Annotated in this window: 27 protein-coding genes and 1 pseudogene; 18 read left to right on the top strand and 10 right to left on the bottom strand. The window is 37.7% G+C overall.

Annotated elements, in window-relative coordinates:
• Positions 1-97: 97 nt before the first annotated feature.
• Complete coding sequence (locus SanJ4206_RS05090; RefSeq protein ID WP_003029597.1) at positions 98-1,546, bottom strand: alpha-amylase; 1,449 nt, start codon at positions 1,544-1,546, stop codon at positions 98-100.
• Positions 1,547-1,722: 176 nt separating this feature from the next.
• Between SanJ4206_RS05090 and SanJ4206_RS05085 the strand changes: the two genes are divergently transcribed.
• A complete protein-coding gene (locus tag SanJ4206_RS05085) occupies positions 1,723-3,336 on the top strand; it encodes a M20/M25/M40 family metallo-hydrolase (protein WP_003029598.1) in 1,614 nt (537 codons plus the stop codon).
• Between the two features lie 47 nt (positions 3,337-3,383).
• On the opposite strand, the gene SanJ4206_RS05080 is transcribed toward SanJ4206_RS05085, so the two are convergent.
• The 3 genes from SanJ4206_RS05080 to coaA form a co-directional block, all read right to left on the bottom strand.
• The gene (locus SanJ4206_RS05080) at positions 3,384-3,893 is read right to left on the bottom strand and encodes a DNA topology modulation protein (protein ID WP_003029599.1); all 510 of its coding nucleotides are present in this window, start codon (positions 3,891-3,893) and stop codon (positions 3,384-3,386) included.
• Between the two features lie 64 nt (positions 3,894-3,957).
• Positions 3,958-4,209 (bottom strand): 30S ribosomal protein S20, encoded by a 252-nt coding sequence (rpsT, locus tag SanJ4206_RS05075; protein WP_020999623.1) that lies wholly within the window; start codon positions 4,207-4,209, stop codon positions 3,958-3,960.
• 53 nt (positions 4,210-4,262) lie between these two features.
• Positions 4,263-5,183, bottom strand: a complete 921-nt coding sequence (coaA, locus tag SanJ4206_RS05070; protein WP_003029600.1) for a type I pantothenate kinase — start codon at positions 5,181-5,183, stop codon at positions 4,263-4,265.
• Positions 5,184-5,278: 95 nt separating this feature from the next.
• On the opposite strand from coaA, the gene SanJ4206_RS05065 reads away from it, so the two are divergent.
• From SanJ4206_RS05065 to SanJ4206_RS05030, 8 genes are all read left to right on the top strand, one after another.
• The gene (locus tag SanJ4206_RS05065; protein ID WP_003029601.1) at positions 5,279-5,872 is read left to right on the top strand and encodes a class I SAM-dependent methyltransferase; all 594 of its coding nucleotides are present in this window, start codon (positions 5,279-5,281) and stop codon (positions 5,870-5,872) included.
• Complete coding sequence (locus tag SanJ4206_RS05060; RefSeq protein WP_003029604.1) at positions 5,869-7,146, top strand: pyrimidine-nucleoside phosphorylase; 1,278 nt, start codon at positions 5,869-5,871, stop codon at positions 7,144-7,146. Before SanJ4206_RS05065 ends, SanJ4206_RS05060 begins: the two co-directional genes overlap by 4 nt.
• Before the next feature lie 18 nt (positions 7,147-7,164).
• On the top strand, positions 7,165-7,827 hold the full coding sequence (deoC, locus tag SanJ4206_RS05055; RefSeq protein ID WP_003029607.1) for a deoxyribose-phosphate aldolase: 663 nt from the start codon (positions 7,165-7,167) through the stop codon (positions 7,825-7,827).
• Entirely contained in the window at positions 7,814-8,203 is a 390-nt protein-coding gene (locus SanJ4206_RS05050) for a cytidine deaminase (protein WP_003029609.1), read from the top strand. Before deoC ends, SanJ4206_RS05050 begins: the two co-directional genes overlap by 14 nt.
• A gap of 72 nt (positions 8,204-8,275) precedes the next feature.
• A complete protein-coding gene (locus tag SanJ4206_RS05045) occupies positions 8,276-9,331 on the top strand; it encodes a BMP family lipoprotein (protein ID WP_003024369.1) in 1,056 nt (351 codons plus the stop codon).
• Between the two features lie 136 nt (positions 9,332-9,467).
• Positions 9,468-11,003, top strand: coding sequence for an ABC transporter ATP-binding protein (locus tag SanJ4206_RS05040; protein WP_003024370.1), 1,536 nt, complete (start codon positions 9,468-9,470; stop codon positions 11,001-11,003).
• The gene (locus tag SanJ4206_RS05035) at positions 10,996-12,060 is read left to right on the top strand and encodes an ABC transporter permease (protein WP_003029612.1); all 1,065 of its coding nucleotides are present in this window, start codon (positions 10,996-10,998) and stop codon (positions 12,058-12,060) included. The genes SanJ4206_RS05040 and SanJ4206_RS05035 overlap by 8 nt, the downstream gene beginning before the upstream one ends.
• A 1-nt stretch (position 12,061) precedes the next feature.
• Entirely contained in the window at positions 12,062-13,018 is a 957-nt protein-coding gene (locus SanJ4206_RS05030) for an ABC transporter permease (protein ID WP_003024372.1), read from the top strand.
• Positions 13,019-13,127: 109 nt separating this feature from the next.
• Here the strand turns inward: SanJ4206_RS05030 and trhA are convergent, their stop codons facing one another.
• Positions 13,128-13,775: a PAQR family membrane homeostasis protein TrhA gene (trhA, locus tag SanJ4206_RS05025; RefSeq protein ID WP_003029617.1), complete on the bottom strand. Its 648-nt coding sequence runs from the start codon at positions 13,773-13,775 to the stop codon at positions 13,128-13,130.
• Positions 13,759-14,217 carry a DUF1836 domain-containing protein gene (locus SanJ4206_RS05020; protein ID WP_022525140.1) on the bottom strand — a complete coding sequence of 153 codons (459 nt, stop codon included), beginning with the start codon at positions 14,215-14,217 and terminating at the stop codon, positions 13,759-13,761. Before SanJ4206_RS05020 ends, trhA begins: the two co-directional genes overlap by 17 nt.
• A gap of 113 nt (positions 14,218-14,330) precedes the next feature.
• On the opposite strand from SanJ4206_RS05020, the gene yaaA reads away from it, so the two are divergent.
• Entirely contained in the window at positions 14,331-15,056 is a 726-nt protein-coding gene (yaaA, locus tag SanJ4206_RS05015; RefSeq protein WP_003029621.1) for a peroxide stress protein YaaA, read from the top strand.
• Positions 15,057-15,103: 47 nt separating this feature from the next.
• On the opposite strand, the gene SanJ4206_RS05010 is transcribed toward yaaA, so the two are convergent.
• Both SanJ4206_RS05010 and SanJ4206_RS05005 read right to left on the bottom strand, forming a co-directional pair.
• On the bottom strand, positions 15,104-15,655 hold the full coding sequence (locus SanJ4206_RS05010; protein WP_003029622.1) for an NADPH-dependent FMN reductase: 552 nt from the start codon (positions 15,653-15,655) through the stop codon (positions 15,104-15,106).
• A gap of 66 nt (positions 15,656-15,721) precedes the next feature.
• The gene (locus tag SanJ4206_RS05005; protein WP_003029623.1) at positions 15,722-16,168 is read right to left on the bottom strand and encodes a MarR family winged helix-turn-helix transcriptional regulator; all 447 of its coding nucleotides are present in this window, start codon (positions 16,166-16,168) and stop codon (positions 15,722-15,724) included.
• Between the two features lie 84 nt (positions 16,169-16,252).
• Between SanJ4206_RS05005 and SanJ4206_RS05000 the strand changes: the two genes are divergently transcribed.
• The 6 genes and pseudogenes from SanJ4206_RS05000 to SanJ4206_RS04975 all read left to right on the top strand — a co-directional run bounded on the left by SanJ4206_RS05000 (position 16,253) and on the right by SanJ4206_RS04975 (position 21,966).
• Positions 16,253-16,741 (top strand): cell wall elongation regulator TseB-like domain-containing protein, encoded by a 489-nt coding sequence (locus tag SanJ4206_RS05000; protein ID WP_003029624.1) that lies wholly within the window; start codon positions 16,253-16,255, stop codon positions 16,739-16,741.
• On the top strand, positions 16,738-17,916 hold the full coding sequence (locus SanJ4206_RS04995) for a pyridoxal phosphate-dependent aminotransferase (RefSeq protein WP_003029625.1): 1,179 nt from the start codon (positions 16,738-16,740) through the stop codon (positions 17,914-17,916). The genes SanJ4206_RS05000 and SanJ4206_RS04995 overlap by 4 nt, the downstream gene beginning before the upstream one ends.
• Positions 17,917-17,964: 48 nt before the next feature.
• Positions 17,965-18,098: pseudogene (locus SanJ4206_RS04990) on the top strand (VOC family protein); the annotation flags it as partial.
• Between the two features lie 43 nt (positions 18,099-18,141).
• The gene (gene asnS / locus SanJ4206_RS04985) at positions 18,142-19,464 is read left to right on the top strand and encodes an asparagine--tRNA ligase (RefSeq protein ID WP_003029627.1); all 1,323 of its coding nucleotides are present in this window, start codon (positions 18,142-18,144) and stop codon (positions 19,462-19,464) included.
• Positions 19,465-19,784: 320 nt separating this feature from the next.
• The gene (locus SanJ4206_RS04980) at positions 19,785-20,978 is read left to right on the top strand and encodes an MFS transporter (protein ID WP_003029628.1); all 1,194 of its coding nucleotides are present in this window, start codon (positions 19,785-19,787) and stop codon (positions 20,976-20,978) included.
• A gap of 238 nt (positions 20,979-21,216) precedes the next feature.
• Positions 21,217-21,966, top strand: coding sequence for a PHP domain-containing protein (locus SanJ4206_RS04975; RefSeq protein WP_003029630.1), 750 nt, complete (start codon positions 21,217-21,219; stop codon positions 21,964-21,966).
• 85 nt (positions 21,967-22,051) lie between these two features.
• On the opposite strand, the gene SanJ4206_RS04970 is transcribed toward SanJ4206_RS04975, so the two are convergent.
• Together SanJ4206_RS04970 and SanJ4206_RS04965 are read right to left on the bottom strand one after the other, a co-directional pair.
• Complete coding sequence (locus SanJ4206_RS04970; protein WP_022525138.1) at positions 22,052-22,375, bottom strand: nuclear transport factor 2 family protein; 324 nt, start codon at positions 22,373-22,375, stop codon at positions 22,052-22,054.
• An 11-nt stretch (positions 22,376-22,386) separates the two neighbouring features.
• Positions 22,387-22,839, bottom strand: coding sequence for a DUF1694 domain-containing protein (locus SanJ4206_RS04965; protein ID WP_003029633.1), 453 nt, complete (start codon positions 22,837-22,839; stop codon positions 22,387-22,389).
• 175 nt (positions 22,840-23,014) lie between these two features.
• On the opposite strand from SanJ4206_RS04965, the gene eno reads away from it, so the two are divergent.
• Complete coding sequence (gene eno / locus SanJ4206_RS04960) at positions 23,015-24,319, top strand: surface-displayed alpha-enolase (protein WP_003029634.1); 1,305 nt, start codon at positions 23,015-23,017, stop codon at positions 24,317-24,319.
• 78 nt (positions 24,320-24,397) lie between these two features.
• Positions 24,398-25,138: an NAD-dependent protein deacylase gene (locus SanJ4206_RS04955; protein WP_003029635.1), complete on the top strand. Its 741-nt coding sequence runs from the start codon at positions 24,398-24,400 to the stop codon at positions 25,136-25,138.
• The last annotated feature ends 62 nt before the right edge of the window (positions 25,139-25,200 follow it).

Here is a 25,200-nt window from a genome sequence, read left to right as displayed (position 1 = left end):
CAGCCGAGCGGACAGGACTCCCAACTTTCCGTTTGCTTCATCGCCCTAATCGACAGAGAGAATGAATTTTGGTTTCAATCTTGCTGTGTTCTTTATTTTATTGCACAGACCAGACACTAACTGACTTTTCTGCAACTGGGAAATCTGCCCAGCCGTCTTTTTTGATTGTCACGCTTTCTGAGCAATTTCCCAAGTAATCTTTGAACGCCTTACCAGCCCAATTTTCACCAACATACATGCGTTTTGCATTTGCTTGGTCGTTACTTATGATAACAGCAATTGGTTGTTCGTTGTCCTTTCCTGAACGAGTCCAAGCGATACAATGCTCGTCATCAAAATAATCAGTCTGTTCTCCATAGGCTAAGTTGAGCCGAATGTCTAACAGTTTATCTAGGACTTCTTGGAAACTTTGTTGAGCGAACTTGCCGTTGATGCCATAGTAATCTCCGTAGAACACACAAGGAAGCCCAGCTTCACGAAGCAAAATAAGCGCATAAGCAGCAGGTTTAAACCATTCTTCAACAGTTGATTCTAGCGCTTGTCCACGTTGTGTGTCGTGATTATCGACAAAAGTAACAGCCGATTTAGGGTGGTTTTTGACAAGCGTTTGTTCAAAAATATTTCGCAAATCATAGTCCGCCCCAGCACGGCTAGCATCAAATAAGTTGTGGTGCAGTTTGACATCTACGAGATCAAAACGATAGTCAATACTTCCTAAATAATCGTTATTTGCAGTTTCATCACCATTCCAAAACTCTCCGAAGACATAGAAATCTTCTCCATACTTCGCCATAATGTCGCGGATAAAATTTCCCATAAAGAAAGAGTCAATATGCTTAATAGCGTCCAATCTAAAGCCATGAATGCCGGTCGTTTCGATAAACCAATCTGCCCAATCATAAAGGTTTTGAATGACTTCTGGGTGCTTAAAATCAAGGTCAGCGTACATAAGATAGTCGAAATTTCCATTTTCATTGTCTACTAAGTCATCATCAGCCCAACCTTTGTTGTCCCCTTGAATGAGGTAAATCCCTGATTTATTTCGCTTAGCGTCATAATCCGTTCCTGTAAAGTGGTACCAATGCCATTCAAAATCATTGTATTTTTTATGGCGACCAGGGAATGTGAACTTGGTCCAGCCTTTTATTTCAAAAGGTTCAGAGAGGGCGACTGTACGATCATTTGGGTCAACTTCAATAACAGTAAATCTCTCTTTGTAATCTGCTGCCGCCTTGTGATTTAAAACGATATCTGCAATGGGCTCAATCCCATTTTCTTTGAGTGCTGAGATAGCCTTCAAATAGTCTTTCTTAAAGCCATACTTTGTCCGAACGGTTCCTTTTTGGTCAAATTCGCCCAAGTCAAATAAGTCATAAATGCCGTAGCCGACATCATTAGAACTAGTTGCTTTGAAAGCAGGTGGCATCCAAACCTTGCGAATGCCTTTAGAAGCTAGATGTGGAGCGTCTGTAGCCAAACGATTCCAATGTTGCCCGTCATTTGGTAGATACCATTCAAAATATTGCATTAATGTTTGATTTTTCATACGAGATACCTCTTTCTTGTCTTGTTGGCTATTATTTTAGCAAAATAATCTCCACAACGCAAACGTTTGCGTAAATTTTATAGAGTCAAAGGATGAAAAAAAGATTGAAACGATGATTGTTGAGGTATATAATAAGGCTAGTGAGCTATTTTTATAAAAAGTTGAAGGAGCCATTGATGAAAAATAGGATTCAAGATATTTTTGACAAGAGCATGGCGATTGAGAGTTTCACGCATACGAGTTCAGAAAGAAATATTGAAAATTTTCTCAATCAATATATTGGCAGTTTGCCGTATTTTCAAGAGCATTCAGATTACTTTGGCACCTATCAGATTCCGGATGATATTTATCGGCGTAATGTTAATTGGGCTTTGGTAAAACGTCATCGTGCAGATACAGTAATTTTGTTTCATCACCATGATACGGTGGATATTGAGGATTTTGGAAATTTAAAGGAATTTGCTTTTGATAATGTTGCTTTGAAAAAGGCTTTAGCGAGTGCTTCACTAGGTCAAGATGTACTAGAAGATATCGGTTCTAACGAATGGCAGTTTGGTCGTGGGTCATGTGATATGAAAGCTGCATTGGCTTTGCAATTGGGAGTAGTAACAGAATATGCGAGCAAAGCAGAAGGGAAAGTGAATCTTCTTTATTTATCAGTTGGAGATGAGGAATCTTATTCTCAGGGAATGCGTGCCGCTGTAGGTTTGCTTGCTAATCTGAAAAAGAAATTTCATCTGAATTATATCTTGGCGATTGATTCAGAACCATTTGAAAGTCCTTCAGCTCAAGAAAAAGTATTGCATGTTGGAACAGTTGGGAAAATGATGCCTGTCGTGGTTACGCAGGGTATTCTTTCCCACATGAAAGAGCCTCTCAAAGGTATCAATGCCGTCTCGCTTCTAGCAAAAGTAGTGGAAAAAATTGATCTCAATCCCCTTTTGTCGGATTCGATTTATGGAGAGCAGGCTCCTTTGCCTTCGTGGTCTTACATGCGTGATTTGAAGGAAAATTATGATGTGTCAACCGTTCTCAGAGCAGCAGGCTATTTTAGTGTTCTTTATTTAGATAAAAGTCCAAAAGAGCTGATGACGACGATTCAACAACTCTGCCAAGAAGCCATTGATGAGTTTTATGAGCGTTATCAGGCTTTGCAGGTAACTTATAAAGAGGATAAAAAAGTCACAAAACCTCATGTATTGACTTATGAAGAGTTAATCCAGTTATGTCAAAAGAAGGCTGGATTTGAAGAATTTATGCAAAAGGTAAACCAATCTTCTCATGAAGCATTTCAAGCGGGTTCAAGCTATCAAGAAATAACCATTGCAACTGTTCAAAAGGTGTTAGATTTCTATGATAAAAAGGAAGCATTTGTTGTGCTGGCTATTGCGCCGCCTTATTATCCTTCTATGAATTGTCGACATCTGAAAAATAGCGTGGTTGATATTGAAAAACTCATTGCATTTTATAGGGATTACTTGGTTGAACAAGGAGCTAGTCGTTTAAAAGTCGAAGAATTCTTTATGGGAATCTGTGACATTAGTTACTGTGCTTTAGAAAAATCTGTTAAAGAGTATCAGAAAATTATCGAGAGTATGGCTGTTCCTGAACATTTATATTCGATTAATTTTGAAAAAATTCAGGACATCAATGTTCCTGGCATCAATCTAGGACCCTGGGGAAAAGATTTACATCAGTTGACGGAACGCGTCTATGAAAAGGATATGTTGGAGACGATTCCTCAATTTCTGTTATATTTGCTAGAACATATTGACAGTATTAAAAAATAAAAAACAAGAGCTATCTTCTTAACTAAATTGAATATAGCTCTTGTTTTTTATGAAAATTGCTCTAAAAAGTTATCTAGTTCTTTTTGGTTATGAAGAACTATAAATTTGTAGGGATACATTTTTTGAAGTTTCTTATATCGTTTCCGAATGTTAGCAGTTCGTCCGTCATGTAAGATCCAGCGGATAAATTCCCAGTCAAACTTTTCAGGACAGCCTTGTGCCATGCTGTCTCTGACCTCACCTCTGTTCTTGGAATAACGCTTTACAGCCCGTAAAAGACAATCCCAAGGCGAGAAATTTAAAAAAATAATTTGGTCTGCTTGCTCCATTCTCTCTTCATAGCAGCAGGAGCTGTAGTTTCCGTCTATTACCCAGCTTTTTCTGGCTTCTAAAAAATCCCTAACTTGCTCTTGCATCCAGCTTCGATCGCTCATTACCCAATTGGGTAGAAATTGTAGCGTGTCCAAATGAAGCAGTGAGATGTCATAATGTTTTGCTAAATATTTAGCAAGTGTAGACTTTCCAGAGCCGGAGTAGCCGATAATTGCGATTTTCATATAGAGCCTTTCTTACCGATGCAACAAAAAAAGCTCCACTGAGCTCTTTTTTACGTTATGCAGATTATTTTGCAAGTTTGCTAGCAAGGCGTGCTTTGTCGCGGCTCGCTTTGTTTTTGTGGATCAAACCTTTAGTTTCTGCTTTATCGATAGCTGAGCTTGCAGCACGGAAAAGTTCTTCAGAAGGGTTTGCTTCAAATGCTTTAATTGCAGAACGCATAGCTGATTTTTGAGCTGAGTTTTTTTCGTTTTGTTTAACGTTTAATTCAGCGCGTTTGATAGCTGATTTAATATTTGCCAATGTTTTCACCTCCAATGATATACTAACTATCTAATTATATATGAAAAGTTGAGATTTGACAAGCTTTTTTATTTTTTTAAGTAAATTTCATCAATCTCATGATTTTCTGTTTTATGAAGAATAATTTCAGCTCGGTTGCGTGTGGGTTCGATATAATCCTGTAAATTGACAAGATTAATAGATTTCCAGACATTTTGAGCAAATTCCATAACTTTGTTTTCTGGCTGAGAAGTGAAAGGATGATAATAGTTATTTGGTTCTTCTTTTGCTAAAGTGAGCAATTTTTTAAAGCGGTCCAGATACCAAGTTTCGATATTTTCAACTTCTGCATCCACGTAAATCGAAAAATCAAAGAAATCCGTCATATAGAGGCGTTCATTTTGTGGATTTTGAAAAACATTGATACCTTCAACGATGACAAAATCTGCGGCTGTAACATACTGTTTTTCGTCTGGAACAATATCATAAATTTCATGAGAATAAACAGGAATTTGATAATCCTTTCCATTTTTGATATTGTCCAAAAAGTCAAGCAAGAGCCCCATATTATAGCTTTCTGGAAAGCCTTTGCGCTTGAGAAGATTTTGATCCTGCAAGTGAGCATTTGGATAAAGAAATCCGTCCGTCGTCACCAATTCAACAGTAGCATTTGAAAATGTTCTAGATAAAAGGATTTGCAAGAGCCGACTGGTAGTAGATTTTCCAACAGCAACGCTGCCAGAGACACCGATAATAAACGGTTGGCGTTTGATAGCTTTCTGTAAAAAAATCCCTTTTGAAAATGCTAAATCTTCTTTTGAGCGCTTATAAATTTGGATGAGATTGGTCAAGGGAAGATAAACATCTGTTACATCTTGAAGGCTAATCTTATCATTGAAACTTTTGATGGAATTTAGCTCTTTTTGTGTTAAAGGTGGAGTTGTTTTGCGATGTAAGTTTTGCCAAGTTTTTCGACTAATTTTTTCAAAATGGATAAATTCGTTATTCATAGAGGACTCCTATTAATATGACCATTAGTATATCATAATTTTAAACAAATTGTAAACGGTTTACAAATAAAAGGTCTTTATGTTAAAATAGTTTTATGACTAAAATGTATTTCGCAGAAAATCCAGATGCAGAACATGATATTCACGAACTGAACGTTCAACTTCTGGGGCAAAATATGACTTTCTTGACTGATGCCGGCGTCTTTAGTAAGAAAATGATTGATTATGGAAGTCAAACGCTTTTAAAGTGTCTTGATTTTCATAAGCAAGAAAGCGTATTAGATGTTGGTTGTGGCTATGGAACATTAGGACTTACTTTAATCAAGGCTAAAGAAGTCAAGGCGACCCTTGTTGATATAAATCAGCGTGCTCTTGATTTAGCTCGCCAAAATGCTGATCGTAATCAAGTTCTAGCTACGATTTTTCAATCTAATATTTATCAAAATGTAGAAGGGAGATTTCATCATATTATCAGCAATCCACCAATTCGAGCTGGTAAACAGGTCGTTCATGAGGTGATTGCAGGAAGCTATGCGCACTTACTAGACGGGGGCGACTTGACGATTGTGATTCAAAAAAAACAAGGGGCACCAAGTGCAAAAGCTAAGATGGAAGAGGTTTTTGGAAACTGCGAAATTCTAAAAAAAGATAAGGGATATTATATCCTTAGAAGTAGGAAGGAAATATGAGAGCAGTTGATGTGATTCAGAAAAAGCGGGACGGCTTAGAATTAACCAGCGATGAAATCAAGTGGTTAATTGAAGGATATGTTGCCGGAACTGTGCCAGATTATCAAATGTCAGCTTTTGCAATGGCAGTATATTTTAAAGGCATGAGCACTCGCGAGATTTCTGATTTGACGATGACTATGGTAGGGACAGGTCAGCAAATTGATTTGTCAGCTATATCTGGCGTTAAGGTTGATAAGCATTCAACCGGAGGCGTAGGAGACAAGGTAACGCTTGTACTGGTGCCTTTGGTAGCTAGTTTTGGAATCCCTGTTGCTAAAATGAGCGGTCGTGGACTCGGTCACACAGGGGGAACGCTTGATAAATTAGAATCCATTAAAGGATTTCAAATTGAGCGCAGCCAAGAAGAATTTATTAAGCAAGTACAGGATATTGGACTATCCGTCATTGGTCAGTCAAATCAGTTGGTGAAGGCAGACAAGTTGTTGTACGCTTTGCGTGATGTGACGGCGACAGTTGATACCATTCCTTTAATTGCAAGTTCTGTTATGAGCAAGAAAATTGCAGCTGGTGCGGATAGCATTTTGTTAGACGTGACAGTTGGGGAAGGCGCATTTATGAAAAATCTAGAAGATGCGCGTGCTCTAGCTCGTACAATGGTTGATTTAGGAAAGGCGGTTGGGCGTAGGACGACAGCAGTTATTACTGATATGAGCCAACCTCTGGGAACTAGCATTGGTAATCGTTTGGAAATCCTTGAAGCTTTGGATATCCTGCAAGGAAAAGGACGAGAAGATGTAACAGAATTTATTTGTGAATTAGGTCAAATCATGCTCAGCTTAGCAAATGTTGAAAAAACTGTAAAAGAAGTGCGGGAACATCTATTTGATGGATCGGCACTGCAAAAATTTGAAGCCATGGTTGTTGCACAAGGTGGCGATTTAGAAGATTTGTACCGCCCTTCATCAGCAAAATACGTTGTAGAAGTGACTGCAGATGAAGCGGGTTATATTTCTGAATTACCAGCGATGGAGTTTGGTTTATTTGCTATGCGGCTGGGTGCAGGTCGAGCTGTGAAATCTGATGCATTAGACTTTGAAACAGGAATTGTTTTTGAAAAGAAAGTCGGAGAATCAATCAAAATTGGTGAAATTGTCGCAAAAGTTTATGCAAATGAAAAAATTTCACAAGAACTAGTTACAGAATTCAAAAAAAATGTTAAAATAAGTAATGAGTCAAAAAAAGTTCAAGAGATTATTGAAGTAATCGCTTAACTTACAGGAGAACCGAAAATGAAGTTAAATAAATACATCGATCATACGCTTTTGAAACCAGATGCTCAACAAGAGCAAATTGAAAAATTGATTGAAGAAGCAAGAGAATATGATTTTGCAAGTGTTTGTGTTAATCCAACATGGGTCAGTTTTGCAACAGAAGGATTACGAGATACAGATGTTAAGGTTTGTACGGTTATTGGTTTCCCTTTGGGTGCAAATACACCTGCTGTAAAAGCTTTTGAGGCAAAAGATGCCATTAAGAACGGAGCAGACGAAGTGGATATGGTGATCAACATTGGTGCTTTGAAATCTCAAAATCTGGTGTTGGTAGAAGAAGATATTGCTGCTGTTGTGGAAGCAAGCGGTGACACACTTGTAAAAGTAATTATCGAAACTTGTTTGTTAACTGATGAAGAAAAAGTTGTAGCGTGTCAGTTAGCCCAAAAAGCTGGTGCAGACTTTGTAAAAACTTCAACTGGATTTTCAACTGGAGGCGCTACTGTTCATGATGTGGCGTTGATGAGAAAAGTAGTTGGTCCGGATATGGGGGTCAAAGCTTCAGGAGGCGCTCGCTCATACGAAGATGCAGTCGCATTTATTGAAGCAGGCGCAACGCGTATTGGAGCTTCTTCTGGTGTAGCCATTATGAAAGGAGAAAAAGCTAGTGGCGACTACTGAGTTGATTGATCTAGCTATTGAGACAAGTAAAAAGGCCTACGTTCCTTATTCTCATTTTCCAATCGGTGCTGTACTAGTAGCAAAAAATGGTCAGATTTTTACAGGTGTGAACATTGAAAATGCTAGTTTTGGTTTGACAAATTGCGGGGAACGCACAGCTATTTTTAAAGCGGTTTCTGAAGGTGTCACAGACTTTGAGGAGTTAATCGTCTACGGTGAAACCGAACAGCCTGTTTCTCCATGTGGAGCTTGTCGACAAGTAATGGCAGAATTTTTTTCTAAGGATTTAAAGGTAACGCTTGTTGCCAAAGATAAATCGACGGTCGTGATGACGGTCAAGGAATTACTTCCATATTCTTTTACTAACTTAAACTAGTTAGTAAAAAAGGTCATTTGACCATAGTTAATCTTGCAACGTTGTTGCACATCTTATTTAGGAGGTTCAGAGATGAACAAGAAACAATGGCTAGGCCTTGGTCTAGTAGCTGTCGCAGCAATTGGACTTGCTGCATGTGGTAATCGTGCATCTAAATCAGATAATAAAGATGCAAAGACGGATTTGAAAGCTGCAATTGTTACAGATACAGGTGGTGTAGATGATAAATCATTTAACCAATCTGCTTGGGAAGGTTTGCAAGCTTGGGGTAAAGAAAATGGATTGACAAAAGACCATGGCTTTACTTACTTCCAATCTACAAACGAATCTGAATACGCTACAAACCTTGAGCAAGCTGCTTCTAGCAATTACAAATTAGTATTTGGTATTGGATTTGCTCTTCGTAATGCAGTAGAATCTGCTGCAAAGGATCACTCTGATATTAACTATGTTATTATTGATGATGAAATTAAAGGTCAAAAGAATGTAGCTTCTGCACTCTTTGCAGATAACGAAGCTGCTTACCTTGCTGGTGTGGCTGCAGCCAAAACAACTAAAACAAAAATGATTGGTTTTGTTGGTGGTATCAAAGGTGCTGTATTAACTCGTTTTGAAAAAGGTTTTGAAGCAGGTGTGAAATCTGTTGATCCTTCTATTAAGATTGATGTGAAATACGCTGAAAGCTTTGGAGATGCTTCTAAAGGGAAGACAATTGCAGCAGCTCAATATGCAGCTGGTGCAGACGTTGTTTATCAAGTAGCCGGTGGTACTGGTGCTGGTGTATTCAACGAAGCAAAATCTATCAACGAAACTAGAAATGAATCTGACAAAGTTTGGGTTATCGGTGTTGACCGCGACCAAAACGATGAAGGTAAATACAAATCTAAAGACGGCAAAGAATCTAACTTTGTTTTGGCATCTAGCTTGAAAAAAGTTGGTGGTACTGTAAAAGATATTGCTAACAAAACAGCAAAAGATAAATTCCCAGGAGGAAAAACTACAACTTACGGTCTGAAAGACGGTGGGGTAGATTTGACAACTAAGAACTTATCAGATGATGCTAAAAAAGCTGTTGAAGATGCAAAAGCAAAAATCCTTGACGGAAGTATTAAAGTTCCTACAGAATAAATAATAACCTGATACTCAAGAAGCGACCTTCGTGGGTCGCTTTTTTGAGATTGAGACAGCTTTTGTCTCAGTAAAGCTGGCTAATCTTCTAGTGAGTTTTACTGAAATAAAATAATTTCTGAAAGGAATCAATCATATGGCACATGAGAATGTCATTGAAATGCACGAAATAACCAAGATTTTTGGTGAATTTGTCGCAAATGATAAAATCAACTTAAATCTAAGACGCGGTGAAATTCATGCACTTTTAGGAGAAAACGGAGCGGGCAAGTCCACTCTGATGAATATGTTGGCTGGCTTGCTTGAGCCAACAAGTGGTGAGATTACTGTGAATGGAAAATCAGTGACAATTGATTCTCCATCGAAATCAGCATCTTTAGGAATTGGAATGGTTCACCAGCATTTCATGCTGGTAGAGGCTTTTACGGTTGCTGAAAATATCATTTTGGGTAGTGAAACGACCAAAAATGGTGTTTTAGATATTCGAAAGGCAATCAAAGACATCAAGGAACTATCCGAAAAATATGGTTTAGCTGTGGATCCGACTGCAAAAGTTGAAGATATTTCAGTAGGTGCGCAACAACGTGTTGAAATCTTGAAAACATTGTATCGTGGCGCAGATATCTTGATTTTTGACGAACCAACAGCAGTATTAACTCCTTCAGAAATTGAAGAACTAGAACATATCATGAAAAATCTAGTTAAGGAAGGAAAATCCATCATTTTGATTACGCACAAATTGGATGAAATCCGTGCTGTTTCTGATCGTGTCACTGTCATCCGTCGCGGTAAGAGTATTCAAACCGTTGAGATTGGTGGCGCAACGAATAAAGATCTTGCTGAAATGATGGTGGGACGTTCGGTATCCTTTACAACGGAAAAAGAAGCTTCAAATCCAAAAGAAGTTGTTCTATCTATTAAGGATTTGGTTGTGAATGAGAATCGTGGTGTGCCTGCTGTTAAAAATTTATCTTTGGATGTACGAGCTGGTGAAATTGTTGGGATTGCCGGGATTGATGGCAATGGACAAAGTGAGCTAGTTCAAGCAATCACAGGTCTTCGGAAGGTGAAATCAGGTAGCATTACCATTAAGGGGAAAGAAGTCGTTGGCTTATCTCCGCGGAAAATTACCGAAATGCAAGTTAGTCATGTGCCGGAAGACCGTCATCGTGATGGCTTGGTTTTAGATATGATGTTGTCTGAGAATATGGCTCTGCAAACTTATTACAAGGAGCCATTAAGCAAAAATGGAATTTTGAATTACAATAATATCACTTCTTATGCACGAAAGTTAATGGATGAATTTGATGTTCGGGCTGCAAGTGAAAGTGTTCCAGCATCTGCTCTTTCAGGAGGAAATCAACAAAAAGCCATTATTGCTCGTGAAATAGACCGCAATCCTGACCTTTTAATCGTTAGTCAGCCAACTCGTGGATTAGATGTCGGAGCGATTGAATACATTCATAAACGTTTGATTGAAGAACGTGATAAGGGTAAAGCAGTACTTGTTGTCAGCTTTGAATTAGATGAAATCCTGAATGTTTCAGACCGTATCGCTGTTATCCATGATGGTAAGATTCAAGGTATTGTTACCCCAGCAGAAACAAATAAACAAGAGTTGGGTATCTTGATGGCTGGTGGTGAAATTAAGAAGGGAGATTCAAATGACTAAGAAAACACAGCAAATTGCGGTGCCTTTGATTTCCGTTGTTCTTGGAATTTTACTCGGTGCCATTATCATGTGGATTTTTGGCTATGATGCTATCTGGGGTTATGAAGAGCTGTTCAAAGCTGCTTTTGGTACTATCCGTAGTATTGGTGAAATTTTCCGTGCAATGGGTCCACTTATTTTAATTGCTCTTGGGTTTGCAGTAGCAAGTCGGGCTGGATTCTTTAATGTCGGCTTGCCAGGGCAAGCTTTAGCTGGTTGGATTTTGAGTGGCTGGTTTGCACTTTCATTTCCTAATCTTCCTCGTCCAATTATGATTCTTGCTACAGTTGTCATTGCAGCAGTAGCTGGTGGGATTATCGGTGCTATTCCTGGTATTCTTCGTGCTTATTTGGGAACGAGTGAAGTTATCGTTACGATTATGATGAACTACATCGTTCTTTATGTTGGAAATGCAATGATTCATAGTTTCCCAAAAAGTGTTATGCAAAGTATTGACTCAAGTGTTAAAGTTGGAGCTAATGCAACCTATCAAACAGAATGGCTACGAGCGTTGACAAACAATTCACGGATGAATATCGGAATCTTCTTTGCGGTCATTGCAGTTGTCCTTATCTGGTTTATGCTGAAAAAAACAACGCTTGGATTTGAAATCCGTTCTGTCGGGCTAAATCCAAATGCGAGTGAATATGCAGGGATGTCTGCTAAAAGAACAATTATCCTTTCAATGATTATCTCAGGTGCTCTTGCCGGTGTCGGAGGTGTTGTTGAAGGACTTGGAACTTTCCAAAATGTCTATGTACAAGGAAGTTCCCTAGCTGTCGGTTTTAATGGTATGGCCGTTAGCTTGCTGGCAAATAATTCACCAATTGGTATTCTCTTTGCAGCATTCTTATTTGCCGTGCTTCAAGTCGGAGCTCCAGGTATGAACACCGCAACGATTCCAGCGGAATTGGTCAATATTGTAACAGCATCAATTATTTTCTTTGTAAGTATTCATTACATCATTGAACACTTTATCGAACCAAGAAAACAAGCAAAAGTAAAGGGAGGAAAATAAGATGAATTTTGTAACAATGTTAAGTCTGTTAGTTTCCTCTATGCTGATTTATGCGGCACCTTTAATCTTTACTAGTATCGGTGGTGCCTTCTCAGAGCATGCTGGGATTGTCAATGTCGGACTTGAAGGTATTATGGTTATGGGAGCTTTCTCAGGAGTTGTCTTTAACCTTACTTTTGTGAATACCTTTGGAAGTTTAACTCCTTGGTTAGCACTTTTAGTCGGTGGTATTGTGGGACTAATTTTCTCACTCATTCATGCTGTAGCGACTATCAATTTCCGTGCGGACCACGTTGTCAGTGGTACAGTGCTCAATTTGATGGCACCTGCGTTAGCGATTTTCTTGGTAAAAGCTTTCTATAATAAAGGGCAAACAGATAATATTCAAGTATCATTTGGTAAATTTAATTTTCCTCTATTATCAGATATTCCAGTCATTGGAGATATCTTCTTTAAACATACCAGCTTAATGGGGTATATTGCAGTTGCATTTGCTTTCCTAGCATGGTTCATTATGTTTAAGACGAAATTTGGGCTTCGTTTGCGCTCCGTAGGGGAACACCCACAAGCGGCAGACACCCTCGGTATCAATGTTTATCTCATGCGTTATTACGGTGTGATGATTTCAGGTTTTCTTGGCGGTGTTGGTGGAGCGATTTATGCACAATCTATTTCCGTAAATTTCGCTGCTACAACCATTATCGGACCAGGATTCATCTCACTGGCTGCTATGATTTTTGGTAAATGGAATCCAATTGGCGCTATGCTTTCAAGTTTATTCTTTGGACTATCTCAAAGTTTGGCCGTTATCGGAAGTCAATTACCATTCCTATCACATGTACCAGCTGTGTACCTACAAATTGCACCTTATGTATTGACTATTGTTGTGTTGGCAGCATTCTTCGGAAAAGCTGTTGCACCAAAAGCAGACGGTGTCAATTATATTAAATCAAAATAAACTATTGCAAAAAGCCAAGTTACTTTTCAAAGTAGCCTGGCTTTTTTGATAAAAAAACAATCATTCTGCTAAGAAGAGCGACTTAGAGAATGATTGTTTTTAAAATGTTTTACATAAAATAGACAATAGCAAGATATTGAAGTGCAGAAGCAGCTAGGATAAAGAGGTGCCAAATCATGTGGAAATATGGTTTTTTCTTAGCATAAAATCCTGCACCAATAGTATAACAGAGTCCTCCAGCTAACATCAATCCCCAGAAAATAGGTCCCGTTTGACCAATGATTTGCGGAATGATCAGAATCACTAACCAGCCCATAATAAGATAAAGTGCCAAGCTAAATTTTTCATTAACTTTTTTAGCAAATATTTTATACAAAATACCAAAAATGGTCGTTCCCCATTGAATTGTGATAATAAGATAACCCAACCAATTGTTCATAAGAGATAGTACGACTGGCGTATAACTTCCCGCAATAGCAATGTAAATCATTGAATGATCGATGATCCGTAGAATATACTTATGCGTAGAACCATAGCTCATTGAATGGTAAATCGTTGAAGAAAGAAACATCAGAAATAAACTGATGACAAAAATTGAAACTCCGACAGCTGCAAGCATACCATGTTCTTCATAGCTGTAAATGGCTGAGATAGGAAGCAGTACTAACATAACCACAGCCCCAACAGCGTGAGTGACAGCATTGGCAATTTCTTCCCCGAAGCTGAGTTGTTTGCTGAGTTTAAGCGTTTGATTCATTTGTTTTACCTCTTTCTAAGGCTAGAGCTAATTTTTTTGTTTGATGAAATAATTTCACCGTTTGGCAAGCTGCTTCAATAGCAGGTGCGACTGTGTCAGCTTTTTCTTCTTGCATGCAATTAACGAATTCATTATAAAGAGTGGCCGAATCTTTTCCGTCTACCAGAAGTTGAATCGTCTTGATAATATCTGGTATTGGAAAGACAGGTTTTAACGTCGTCAGTACAATCAGACGAGCAATCTGTACACGATTGTATTTTTTCTTAATTGGCTTTGGAATGTGGGCGTGTTTCACATAATTATTGACCATAGCAGCTGTTAAAGGCTTATCTGTACTATGAAATGCTTGTTCGTTGACACCATTCACATAGAGGAGAACCTGGTCAAGATAAAGATCTAACTCTGGTAGTTCTTCCCAAGTTGGGAATTTTGTGATTTCCAAAATATCCACCTCTTTCTTATCTAGTCTTAATAACTAGATTATATGATAACAAATGTCTAATGTCAAGAGAAAAATCATTTGTTCTGCAAAATAACTTTTGATACAATAAGATTATGAAAATTTTAATTCCAACTGCAAAGGAAATGAATCTTAGCCTTAAACCTCATGGCAAGTGTTTTCTTTCAGAGCAAACAAAAACAATTGTAGCTAGTCTGTCACAGTATTCTATTGAAGAATTAGCGCATTTCTATTATATTGACCTGGAACGAGCAGAAGAGGAGTATGTTCATTTTCAACAATTAAAAAATGGGCAAGCCTTGACTTACCCAGCACTACATTTATTTGATGGTCTTATGTATCGAAACATCAAAAGAAGTGATTTAACGGAGAAAAAGTCGAGGTATGTAGACAAGCATTTGTTCATCACTTCTAGTCTATATGGTGTTATGCCAGCTATGGCGTTGATTTCACCTCATCGATTGGATTTTTCAGTGAAATGTACTATTTCTGGCAAAAGCCTAAAAAATTATTGGCGCAACGATTATGATGCAGCTATTTCAGACGAGGAAATGATTTTGTCTCTGTTATCAAGTGAGTTTGAGACGGTGTTTTCCAAATCTGTGCGCGATAAGATGCTTCGGTTTAAATTTTTAGAAGACAGAGAAGGAAGTTTGAAAGTTCACTCAACTATTTCTAAAAAAGCTCGTGGTCAATTTTTAACAGCTTTAATTGAAAGCCAAGTAAGAAGCAAAGAAGAAATCAAACAATTGCAATTTGCAGGCTTTGCTTTCCGAGAGGATTTGTCTACGATAAATACCTATGTCTTTGTTAAGGAGTAAAATAAAAATGGAATGATGTAAAAGTGTCATTCCATTTTTTGCTTATTTTAGTCAATAGCAGCTAATAATGCTTCAGCTTGAGCTGCGAGTTCAGCTTGTTTTTCTTCGGAAACTGTCAGTTGACCAGTTCCCCAGGCTTCTGGGTTTACAGCAACACCAGTAAATGGTTCAACAACTTTCATGCGAATAAATGGAAGAAGGCTGCGATAATGTTTGAAAACTTCATCTGGAGAAGTTCCATTAGCTACTGAGGAAACTGTTACAAGTTTTTCATTAAGAGCAGAAGGCCCTGATGGGTCTGAAAGGTCAAGTGCACGTGATAGCCAATCTAAGAGATTTTTAACAACTCCTGGAATTGCCCAGTTATAGGTTGGTGAGAAGAGCCAGATAGCATCAGCAGCGAGAATTTCTTCACGAGCTTTGGCAACAGCCGCAGGAGCTGGGCTTTCAATATCTTGGTTGAAAAATGGAACATCTTTGAAATCAAGATAAGAAACTTCAGCTTTGTCAGCAAGAATGTTTTCAGCCTGAGAAGCTAACTGATGGTTGAATGAGCCTTGGCGAAGAGACCCGACGATAAATAGTACTTTTTTAGACATATAAGTCACTCTCCTTTTCTTTTGTACCCTTTTATGTTACAACGAATATCACTAGTTAGCAAGAAATTAGCTCAAATTTTTAAATTTCTTTAAAATCCGAATCAAATCTTCTTTATCTTGCTCTGTTAAAATCCTTAATCCTTGCTGGATATTTTGAATATGCTCTGGAAGAACCGCTTCAATTTTACTACGTCCTTCCGGTGTCAATCCGACTAAAAAAGAACGTCGATCAGATGGGTCACAGGTACGAAAAATCCAACCGTCCCGTATCATATTTTTGATGACAACGGTCATATTTCCAGATGTCGCAAGCATTTTATCAATTAAGTCTTGAATGCGTAAGTTCCCTTTGCTATAAAGGGTTTCTAAGACTGAAAATTGAGTTGGAGTCAATTTGTGTTGCTTTGCCGCTTGATTTTCAAAAGGTCGAATCGTGCGAATAGCTTTATTTAAAACAATCATTGTTTTTAAATCAAGACGATTTTCTTGAAAAAGTTTTGTTAGTTTGTCCATATCTGTATTTTATCAATAAGTAGTAATAAAATCAAATTTTAGAAAAAGATAGAAAAAAGTCCTTATTTATAGTATAATGGACGAGTGAAAAATAGAAGAAAAAATGATAGAAATTTCATTATTTGGCAATATATTATCGGAAGTGTGATAGTTTTGGCCGTTCTCACTTTTTCTTTCCTTTACATTTTAAATCTATCTATGGATCCTTACCAATCAGCTAAGGTAACGGCTAGTAGAATTGCTCGTCAATATGCGGATTTGGATAAAGTGGATCGCTTTGCTATTTATAACGGTGAAAAAAGTTATTATAGTCTTTTGGGGAAAAATCGTAAAAAGACGCAGCTTGCTGTTCTAATAGAAGCAGATAGTGATAAAATCTATACTTATGAGTTGTCCAAAGGGATTAGTCAAGAAAAAGCAAAACAAATCGCTAAAGAGAGTGGTGCCAAACAAATTGATAAAGTGACATTTGGCTATGTAAAAGAGCAACCAATCTGGGAAGTCAAGTCTGGAACAATTTATTATAATGTTGGATTTGAAACAGGAACATTGCTCAGCAAGGAGGGGCTATGATATTATCAAATCGTGTTTTAAATATGGAAGAAAGTGTAACTTTAGCAGCAGCAGCGCGCGCAAAAGCTTTAAAAGCACAAGGTCGTGATATCCTTTCGCTGACTTTGGGAGAGCCAGATTTTCCAACTCCGAAGAATATTCAAGATGCTGCTATCTCTGCAATAAAAGACGGTAGAGCTAGCTTTTATACGGTTACCAGTGGTCTGCCTGAATTAAAGGAAGCAATTGTAGCATATTTTGCAAAATACTATGGTTATACGATTAAACCAAATCAAGTGACCGTTGCAACGGGTGCAAAGTTCTCCCTTTATACCTTTTTTATGAGTGTCATCAATCCAGGTGATGAAGCGATTATTCCGGCACCGTGCTGGGTTAGTTATGGCGACCAGATTAAGATGGCAGAAGGGTTACCAGTTTTTGTTCAAACGACAGAAGCAAATCATTTCAAAGTGACCGTTGAGCAATTAGAGGCTGCTCGGACAGAGAAAACGAAAGTTTTGGTGCTCAATTCTCCTTCTAATCCAACGGGAATGATTTATACTGCTGAAGAGTTATTAGCGATAGGTAATTGGGCTGTAGAGCATGATATTCTCATTTTGGCAGATGATATTTATGGCCGCTTGGTTTACAATGGAAATGAATTTACACCGATTTCAAGCTTATCTGAAGCTATTCGCAAGCAGACAATTGTTATCAATGGTGTATCTAAGTCGTATTCGATGACTGGTTGGAGGCTGGGTTATGCTGTTGGAGAACCAAAAATCATTGCAGCGATGAGTAAAGTGGCTGGACAAACGACTTCTAATCCAACCGCTGCTTCCCAATATGCGGCGATTGAAGCTCTAAAGGGTCCTCAAGATACTGTTGAAATCATGCGTCAGGCTTTTGAAGAACGTCTCAATACCATTTATCCTTTGCTTGCAGAAGTTCCTGGCTTTGAAGTGGTGAAACCACAAGGAGCGTTTTACCTCTTTCCAAATGTTAAAAAAGCAATGGAGCTGAAAGGCTATTCAGATGTGACAGAGTTTACAACAGCTATTCTAGAAGAAGTAGGTGTCGCTCTTGTAACGGGTGCTGGCTTTGGTGCGCCAGAGAATGTTCGCCTGAGCTATGCGACGGATATGGATGCCTTGAAAGAGGCCGTCCATCGTATCAAGGCGTTTATGGAGGGTTAAAAAATGATCGATCATTTTACCCTTAAGGTAAAGAATTTAGAAATTTCTAAAGCTTTCTATCAAGCAGCTTTGGCTGCTGGAGGAAAGGATAATGGTGCACCTGGCGAACGTAAAAATACTATGCGGCTTTTGTGATAGACCCAGACGGGAACAACATTGAGGCTGTTTATCATAAAAAATAAAATAGAAAAGAGAAAAAACGTGTTAACAAAATATACTTCAATTATGGATGTTAAAAATCATGTCGGAGAAGAAGTGACGATTGGTGCTTGGGTTGCCAATAAATCAGGAAAAGGAAAGATTGCTTTTCTGCAATTGCGCGATGGGACAGCTTTTTTTCAAGCTGTGGCTTTCAAGCCAAATTTCCTTGAAAAATTTGGTGAAGAGGAGGGTTTGAATAAATTTAATATCATCAAACACTTGAACCAAGAAACAGCTGTTTTGGTAAAAGGAATCGTCAAAGAAGATGAGCGCTCAAAATTTGGATATGAATTAGACGTGACGGATATTGAAATCGTTGGAGAGTCTAATGATTATCCTATCACACCAAAAGAGCACGGAACAGACTTTTTGATGGATCATCGTCACTTATGGCTGCGTTCACGCAAGCAAATGGCAATTATGCAGATTCGCAACGCGATTATCTATGCTTCCTATGAATTTTTTGACCGCAATGGCTTTATCAAATTTGATAGTCCGATTTTATCGGGAAATGCAGCAGAAGATTCCACAGAGCTTTTTGAAACAGATTATTTTGGAACTCCTGCCTTTCTAAGTCAATCTGGGCAACTTTACTTAGAAGCAGGTGCTATGGCACTTGGTCGTGTATTTGACTTTGGCCCTGTTTTCCGTGCCGAAAAATCTAAAACACGTCGTCATTTGACAGAATTCTGGATGATGGATGCAGAATATCCATTTGTTACTCATGATGAGTCGCTTAATCTTCAAGAGGCTTATGTGAAGGCTTTGATTCAAGGAGTTTTGGATCGTGCACCACATGCGCTTGAAGTGTTGGAACGTGATATTGAACTTCTTAAAAAATACGTAGCAGAACCCTTCAAACGTATTTCTTACGATGAAGTAATTGACCTCTTACAAGAACACGAAAATGATGAAGATGCAGAGTATGAGCATATCGAACGAGGTGATGATTTCGGCTCACCTCACGAAACTTGGATTTCAAACTATTTTGGTGTGCCAACGTTCGTTGTGAACTACCCTGCTAGCTTTAAGGCTTTCTACATGAAACCTGTTCCTGGTAACGAAGAACGTGTGCTTTGTGCAGACCTTTTAGCACCAGAGGGTTATGGAGAAATCATTGGTGGATCAGCTCGTGAAGAAAGCTATGAAAAATTATTAGCGAAGATTGAAGAAAATGGTCTGAACTCTGATGACTATGCTTTCTATCTAGATCTTCGTAAATATGGTTCAGTTCCTCATGCTGGATTTGGACTTGGTTTGGAACGTATGGTGACATTTGTTGCAGGAACGAAACACATCCGTGAAGCCATTCCATTCCCACGTATGCTCCACAGAATTGAACCTTAGGAAATGTGAGAGTGGGATAGAAATCAATCATTCGAAGAATTTGATTTTTCAGCAAGTCCTAGTTTCTAGTTGCTGACCTAAAACAGTCCACTGGACTGTTTTACTTCCACCTCTGTATAAGTTGGTTAGGATAGCCGTTATCACCGGTATAACAAGGGATAAGGATATCCAACCAACCACTGCGTTTTGCAAGCCAAACTATAAAATGCATGAGGTTGGGAGCTTATGTCCCAACCTCTTTAAAATTGAAATATTATGAAAAATGAATAAGTTAGAAAACTGAACGGGAAGTTCGGTTTCTTCTTAGTAAAGGAAAAAGTATGTTTAGGAGAAGTTACAAAAGAAATATTCCTCTTATGGCAGGAGTGGAATTCTTAGGATTTTTAGGTATTACGAGTTTTTGGATTTTATTCCTCAGTCAAAATGGTATGTCTTTACTGCAAATTGGGCTATTAGAGAGTATTTTTCATGCAACAGGCATTGTTTTTGAAATTCCGTCAGGCATGTTGGCAGATCGATTTTCTTATAAGACCAATCTGTACGTAAGCCGCTTGACTAGCATTTTATCATCTATTTTAATGTTGACAGGGCGAGGGAATTTTTGGATATATGCAATGGCAATGATAATCAATGCTTTGTCTTATAACTTTGATTCAGGAACGAGCTCTGCACTGTTATATGACTCTGCTGTAGAAGCTGGTTTAAAAGACCGTTATTTGAAAATATCAAGTTTGATGTCAGGTGTTTCTGAGGCAGCAATCTCTTTAGGAACGGTACTAGCGGGGTTATTTGTACATGGATATTTGTATATTCCCTATTATATCATGATTGCGGTCTCTATTATTGTTTTAATTCTGATTTGGTTGATAAAAGAACCGACAATGAAAAAGAAAAATGACGAAGTGTTAACGATGAAAAAAATTATCTTGATTGTGAGAGAAGAGATGAAAAATAATCCCAGTCTTTTTACATGGATGATGATTTTTCAATTTGTTGGAACAATAATGTGCATGTTTTACTTTTACTATCAAAAACAATTACCAGACTTGGCAGGATGGCAGATTTCAACAGTTATGTTGATTGGTAGCGTCTTAAATATTTTGGCAGTTTCTCTTGCCAGTAAGATTGGGAAAACATGGCATTCTTTTCGGATTTTTCCAGTAGTTGTCAGTTTAACAGGAGCAGCTTATGTACTGTCATTTTTGGGAACACCATTTATGTATATACTTGTTTATTTGACGACAAATGCTCTGTATGCCATGTACCAACCGATTTTTTACAATGATTTGCAACAGTATTTACCAAGTTCAGCCAGAGCGACCATGTTAAGTGTTGCTTCAATGATGTTCAGTTTAAGCATGATTATCATTTTTCCGATTGTTGGTTGGCTGATTGACAGTTTTGGCTTTGATCAGACTTTTATTGGATTAGGGCTAGTTCTTATCTTGCTAACGCCGCTTTTAGTGATTGTTTTTCAAATGATTCGTAAACAATTGAAATCAATCAAAAATTAGTCCATTATTTAATATCTACAGAAGTGATTTATATCTAATTTTTAATGAATACAATCAGTTGTTGCTGCTTATGATAAAAACAGCAAATATAAGGAAAATTATATACTTATTTTTTACACAACTACAAAATATAATTATCAAATTTAGGAAAATCTTGTTTAAGAATACAATATATTATAGTTAGTATAAACTGCTATATAATTCCTTAGTGTTATAGGATGATAGGAGGAAAAATATTATGCGTGATAATCATCTTCATACTTACTTTTCTTACGATTCAGATGCTGATTTCAGAGATTATTTGGAACATTACGATGGTGAAATCGTGACGACTGAACATTTGGATTTATCTAATCCCTATCCGTATGATGCAGGCTCTCCTCACGATGATATTCCTGATTATGAGTCTTATTCTAGAAAAATAGCTGCTCTCAATCGGAAATATGGAAATCGAATCAAAAAAGGAATTGAGATTGGCTATTACAGACCACGAAAGAAAGATATTTTAGCTTTTTTGGAGAATAAAGATTATGATTTGAAACTTTTATCTGTTCATCATAATGGGAAATTCGATTATTTAGAAAAGCCTGTTTTGCAATTTGATAAAATGAAGTTTATTCCAACGTATCTAAAAGAAATGGAAGAAGCTATTGAGAGTATTCCAGCCCATGTTTTGGCACATTTCGACTATGGTTTTCGCAAGTTTAATGTGACGGTGGAAGAATTGAAAAACTTTGAAGCTCAACTTCGTACCCTCTTTCAAAAAATGATAGATTACAGCTTAGCTTTTGAACTGAATTGCAAGTCAATGTATCTCTATGACCATGAAGATATTTATATTTATGCCCTGTCTTTGGTGAAAGAATTGGGCGGAACAAAGTATTCTGTTGGCTCTGATGCTCATACGTTAGAACATTTTCGCTTGAATTTCGACCGAATCCAGCAAATCCTAACAGAATTTGACATAGACGAAGGAATGTTGCTATAAAAAAAGGGGTAGAACAAAAAGTTCTTAACCTCCCATTATATTTGTTTTAGATTACAAGGTGTAGTAGTTGTCGGACATGGAAACATCATAATAAATATTCATATTCTCTGACAATTAAACCATTTTCAAACTCAAAAATATCACAGGATAGTTGACCAAAATCATTTTGGAGAATGGTGACAATCCGATTTTCATTAGTTGAAAAAGTATGCAAGCAGGAAAATTGAACGTTGCTATGATGATAGGCTTGCTGAATCTTCAGAAGATAATCGTCTATTCCATGAATGGTTGAAACTTCTTGTCCATGCAATTCCCAGGTAATATCAGAATGTAAAAAACTTTGGTACGTTTCCCAGTCTCTTTGATTTTCTGCTTGAAAGAATAAGGTTAGTTTTTCTAAATTTGGCATCAATCGCCCCTTTAATGAAACAACTTTTTCCAAAGAGAAGGACTCTTTTCTACTTTTTGAGATGAATCTGCTTGGAAAAATTCAGAAAATTGGTTAGCAATTTCTTTTTCATCTATTTCTACTGGATGATCACTATGAATGACTAAACCAAATGGAGAATTCTTGCAGTTACTAGACACGATTGTCGCTTTGCAACCCAGATCTTTTGCTATTTTTAAGTAAAAAATTTGATATTGACTATTAACCTCAGGTGATATTTTCACAGTCACAGGCTGATAGTCCGAGCTAATTTTTTGTAAAATCTCTTTAAAGCGGTCGTGTATAGGAGTGCTATTAGCTTCATCAATACTACATTCTGCAATGACCCGCTCTTCAAATGTTTCTAAAAATTTTCTTTGCTCATCAGGATTTAATTTTAATCCCCCTTGAGATTTTTCCATTATTGCTTTATTTATATCTGTCATAAAGTTAGTATAACATACTTTTTTTGAAATTTATCCAAGAAACATTCGGAAACATAAAACGCTTACATAGAAAATTATCGTAAATTTCATAGAAAGGCACGATTTTTCCTTGAAAAAAACTGATTTTTAAGGTATGATAGGAATGTAAATAAAATAACTCAAAGGAGAGTAAAAAATGTCAATTATTACTGATGTTTACGCTCGCGAAGTCCTAGACTCACGCGGTAACCCAACACTTGAAGTAGAAGTTTATACTGAATCAGGTGCTTTCGGACGTGGTATGGTTCCATCTGGAGCTTCTACTGGTGAACACGAAGCAGTTGAACTTCGTGATGGTGACAAATCTCGTTACGGCGGTCTTGGTACACAAAAAGCTGTTGACAACGTAAACAATATCATTGCTGAAGCAGTTATTGGTTATGACGTTCGCGATCAACAAGCTATTGACCGTGCAATGATTGCACTTGACGGTACTCCAAATAAAGGTAAATTGGGTGCAAACGCAATTCTTGGTGTATCTATTGCTGTAGCACGTGCTGCTGCTGATTACCTTGAAATCCCACTTTACAGCTACCTTGGTGGATTCAATACTAAAGTTCTTCCAACTCCAATGATGAACATCGTCAACGGTGGTTCTCACTCAGATGCTCCAATTGCTTTCCAAGAATTTATGATTGTTCCTGCTGGTGCACCTACATTCAAAGAAGCTCTTCGTTGGGGCGCTGAAATTTTCCATGCTCTTAAGAAAATCCTTAAATCTCGTGGTCTTGAAACAGCTGTTGGTGACGAAGGTGGATTTGCTCCCCGTTTTGATGGAACTGAAGATGGTGTAGAAACTATCCTTGCTGCTATCGAAGCTGCTGGTTATGTTCCTGGTAAAGATGTATTCCTTGGTTTTGACTGTGCATCATCAGAATTCTACGACAAAGAACGTAAAGTTTATGATTACACTAAATTCGAAGGTGAAGGAGCTGCAGTTCGTACAGCTGACGAACAAATCGAATACCTTGAACAATTAGTTGATAAATACCCAATCATCACTATCGAAGATGGTATGGATGAAAATGACTGGGAAGGTTGGAAGAAACTTACTGAACGCCTTGGTAAGAAAGTACAACTTGTTGGTGATGACTTCTTCGTAACAAACACTTCTTATCTTGAAAGAGGTATTAACGAAGGATGTGCTAACTCAATCCTTATTAAAGTTAACCAAATCGGTACTCTTACTGAAACATTCGACGCTATTGAAATGGCGAAAGAAGCTGGTTACACTGCCGTTGTATCACACCGTTCAGGTGAAACTGAAGATTCAACAATCGCTGATATCGCAGTTGCAACTAACGCAGGACAAATTAAGACTGGTTCATTGTCACGTACAGACCGTATTGCTAAATACAACCAATTACTTCGCATCGAAGATCAACTTGGTGAAGTAGCTGAATACCGTGGTTTGAAATCTTTCTATAACTTGTCAAAATAATTCAGTTATAATACGAATCGGCTAGTTCTGCTAGCCGATTTTTTCTTTAATAATGTTGGTAACTTTTAGGAGGGCGATATGGACAAGATTGAAGAACTGGCACAGAACATTCAAAGTAGCCAAAATATTGTATTTTTTGGTGGTGCGGGTGTTTCAACTGAATCTGGTATTCCGGATTTTCGAAGTTCTAATGGGATTTACAATATTGAGTTAAACCAGCATTTTACAGCAGAGCAATTAGTTTCGCATACGATGTTTGAACGTTATCCAGAACAGTTTTTTGACTTTTACAAGAAATATCTTATTTATCCTAATGCTAAGCCAAATGTGGCCCATAAATATTTAGCTTATCTAGAAAAGCTAGGGAAATTAAAAGCAATTGTTACACAGAATATTGATAGTTTACACGAGATGGCAGGAAGCAAGAATGTATTAAAAATTCATGGTAGTGTGGACCGAAATTTTTGTACCAATTGTCATCGTTTTTATGACTTAGAGGATTTTTTGAAATTGCCTGGAATCATTCCTTATTGCGAGACTTGTGGTTGTGTAGTTAAGCCAGATGTGACTCTTTATGAGGAACCGTTAAATATGGAAGTTTTTTCTCAAGCTATTCAGGCTATCAGTCAAGCTGACCTACTTATCATTGGCGGAACATCGCTAGTTGTTTATCCAGCCGCTAATTTGGTTCATTATTTTCAAGGACGGCACTTAGTTGTAATCAATAAAAACAATATAATACAAGATAGTCAAGCTGACTTAGTTATCAAGGGCAAGATTGGAGAAGTGCTGGGTAAGGTATGGAAAGTAAAAGGATAGTCATTATCAGATCAAATGATGGTTTCAATCATGTGCTTAGCTGTATTTTTTAGAGATAGTCG

Source organism: Streptococcus anginosus (assembly GCF_001697145.1).
Lineage (GTDB): Bacteria > Bacillota > Bacilli > Lactobacillales > Streptococcaceae > Streptococcus > Streptococcus hominis.
Note: the sequence above shows the minus strand (reverse complement) of the source record. Positions and strands in the feature narration are given on the sequence as shown.

Bases quoted from the DNA above. Each gene is read 5' to 3' on its own strand.
- SanJ4206_RS05090 (WP_003029597.1), bottom strand. From the start codon at position 1,546: ATGAAAAATCAAACATTAATGCAATATTTTGAATGGTATCTACCAAAT.
- SanJ4206_RS05085 (WP_003029598.1), top strand. From the start codon at position 1,723: ATGAAAAATAGGATTCAAGATATTTTTGACAAGAGCATGGCGATTGAG.
- SanJ4206_RS05080 (WP_003029599.1), bottom strand. From the start codon at position 3,893: ATGAAAATCGCAATTATCGGCTACTCCGGCTCTGGAAAGTCTACACTT.
- coaA (WP_003029600.1), bottom strand. From the start codon at position 5,183: ATGAATAACGAATTTATCCATTTTGAAAAAATTAGTCGAAAAACTTGG.
- SanJ4206_RS05065 (WP_003029601.1), top strand. From the start codon at position 5,279: ATGACTAAAATGTATTTCGCAGAAAATCCAGATGCAGAACATGATATT.
- SanJ4206_RS05060 (WP_003029604.1), top strand. From the start codon at position 5,869: ATGAGAGCAGTTGATGTGATTCAGAAAAAGCGGGACGGCTTAGAATTA.
- deoC (WP_003029607.1), top strand. From the start codon at position 7,165: ATGAAGTTAAATAAATACATCGATCATACGCTTTTGAAACCAGATGCT.
- SanJ4206_RS05045 (WP_003024369.1), top strand. From the start codon at position 8,276: ATGAACAAGAAACAATGGCTAGGCCTTGGTCTAGTAGCTGTCGCAGCA.
- SanJ4206_RS05040 (WP_003024370.1), top strand. From the start codon at position 9,468: ATGGCACATGAGAATGTCATTGAAATGCACGAAATAACCAAGATTTTT.
- SanJ4206_RS05035 (WP_003029612.1), top strand. From the start codon at position 10,996: ATGACTAAGAAAACACAGCAAATTGCGGTGCCTTTGATTTCCGTTGTT.
- SanJ4206_RS05030 (WP_003024372.1), top strand. From the start codon at position 12,062: ATGAATTTTGTAACAATGTTAAGTCTGTTAGTTTCCTCTATGCTGATT.
- trhA (WP_003029617.1), bottom strand. From the start codon at position 13,775: ATGAATCAAACGCTTAAACTCAGCAAACAACTCAGCTTCGGGGAAGAA.
- yaaA (WP_003029621.1), top strand. From the start codon at position 14,331: ATGAAAATTTTAATTCCAACTGCAAAGGAAATGAATCTTAGCCTTAAA.
- SanJ4206_RS05010 (WP_003029622.1), bottom strand. From the start codon at position 15,655: ATGTCTAAAAAAGTACTATTTATCGTCGGGTCTCTTCGCCAAGGCTCA.
- SanJ4206_RS05005 (WP_003029623.1), bottom strand. From the start codon at position 16,168: ATGGACAAACTAACAAAACTTTTTCAAGAAAATCGTCTTGATTTAAAA.
- SanJ4206_RS04995 (WP_003029625.1), top strand. From the start codon at position 16,738: ATGATATTATCAAATCGTGTTTTAAATATGGAAGAAAGTGTAACTTTA.
- asnS (WP_003029627.1), top strand. From the start codon at position 18,142: ATGGATGTTAAAAATCATGTCGGAGAAGAAGTGACGATTGGTGCTTGG.
- SanJ4206_RS04980 (WP_003029628.1), top strand. From the start codon at position 19,785: ATGTTTAGGAGAAGTTACAAAAGAAATATTCCTCTTATGGCAGGAGTG.
- SanJ4206_RS04975 (WP_003029630.1), top strand. From the start codon at position 21,217: ATGCGTGATAATCATCTTCATACTTACTTTTCTTACGATTCAGATGCT.
- SanJ4206_RS04970 (WP_022525138.1), bottom strand. From the start codon at position 22,375: ATGCCAAATTTAGAAAAACTAACCTTATTCTTTCAAGCAGAAAATCAA.
- SanJ4206_RS04965 (WP_003029633.1), bottom strand. From the start codon at position 22,839: ATGACAGATATAAATAAAGCAATAATGGAAAAATCTCAAGGGGGATTA.
- eno (WP_003029634.1), top strand. From the start codon at position 23,015: ATGTCAATTATTACTGATGTTTACGCTCGCGAAGTCCTAGACTCACGC.
- SanJ4206_RS04955 (WP_003029635.1), top strand. From the start codon at position 24,398: ATGGACAAGATTGAAGAACTGGCACAGAACATTCAAAGTAGCCAAAAT.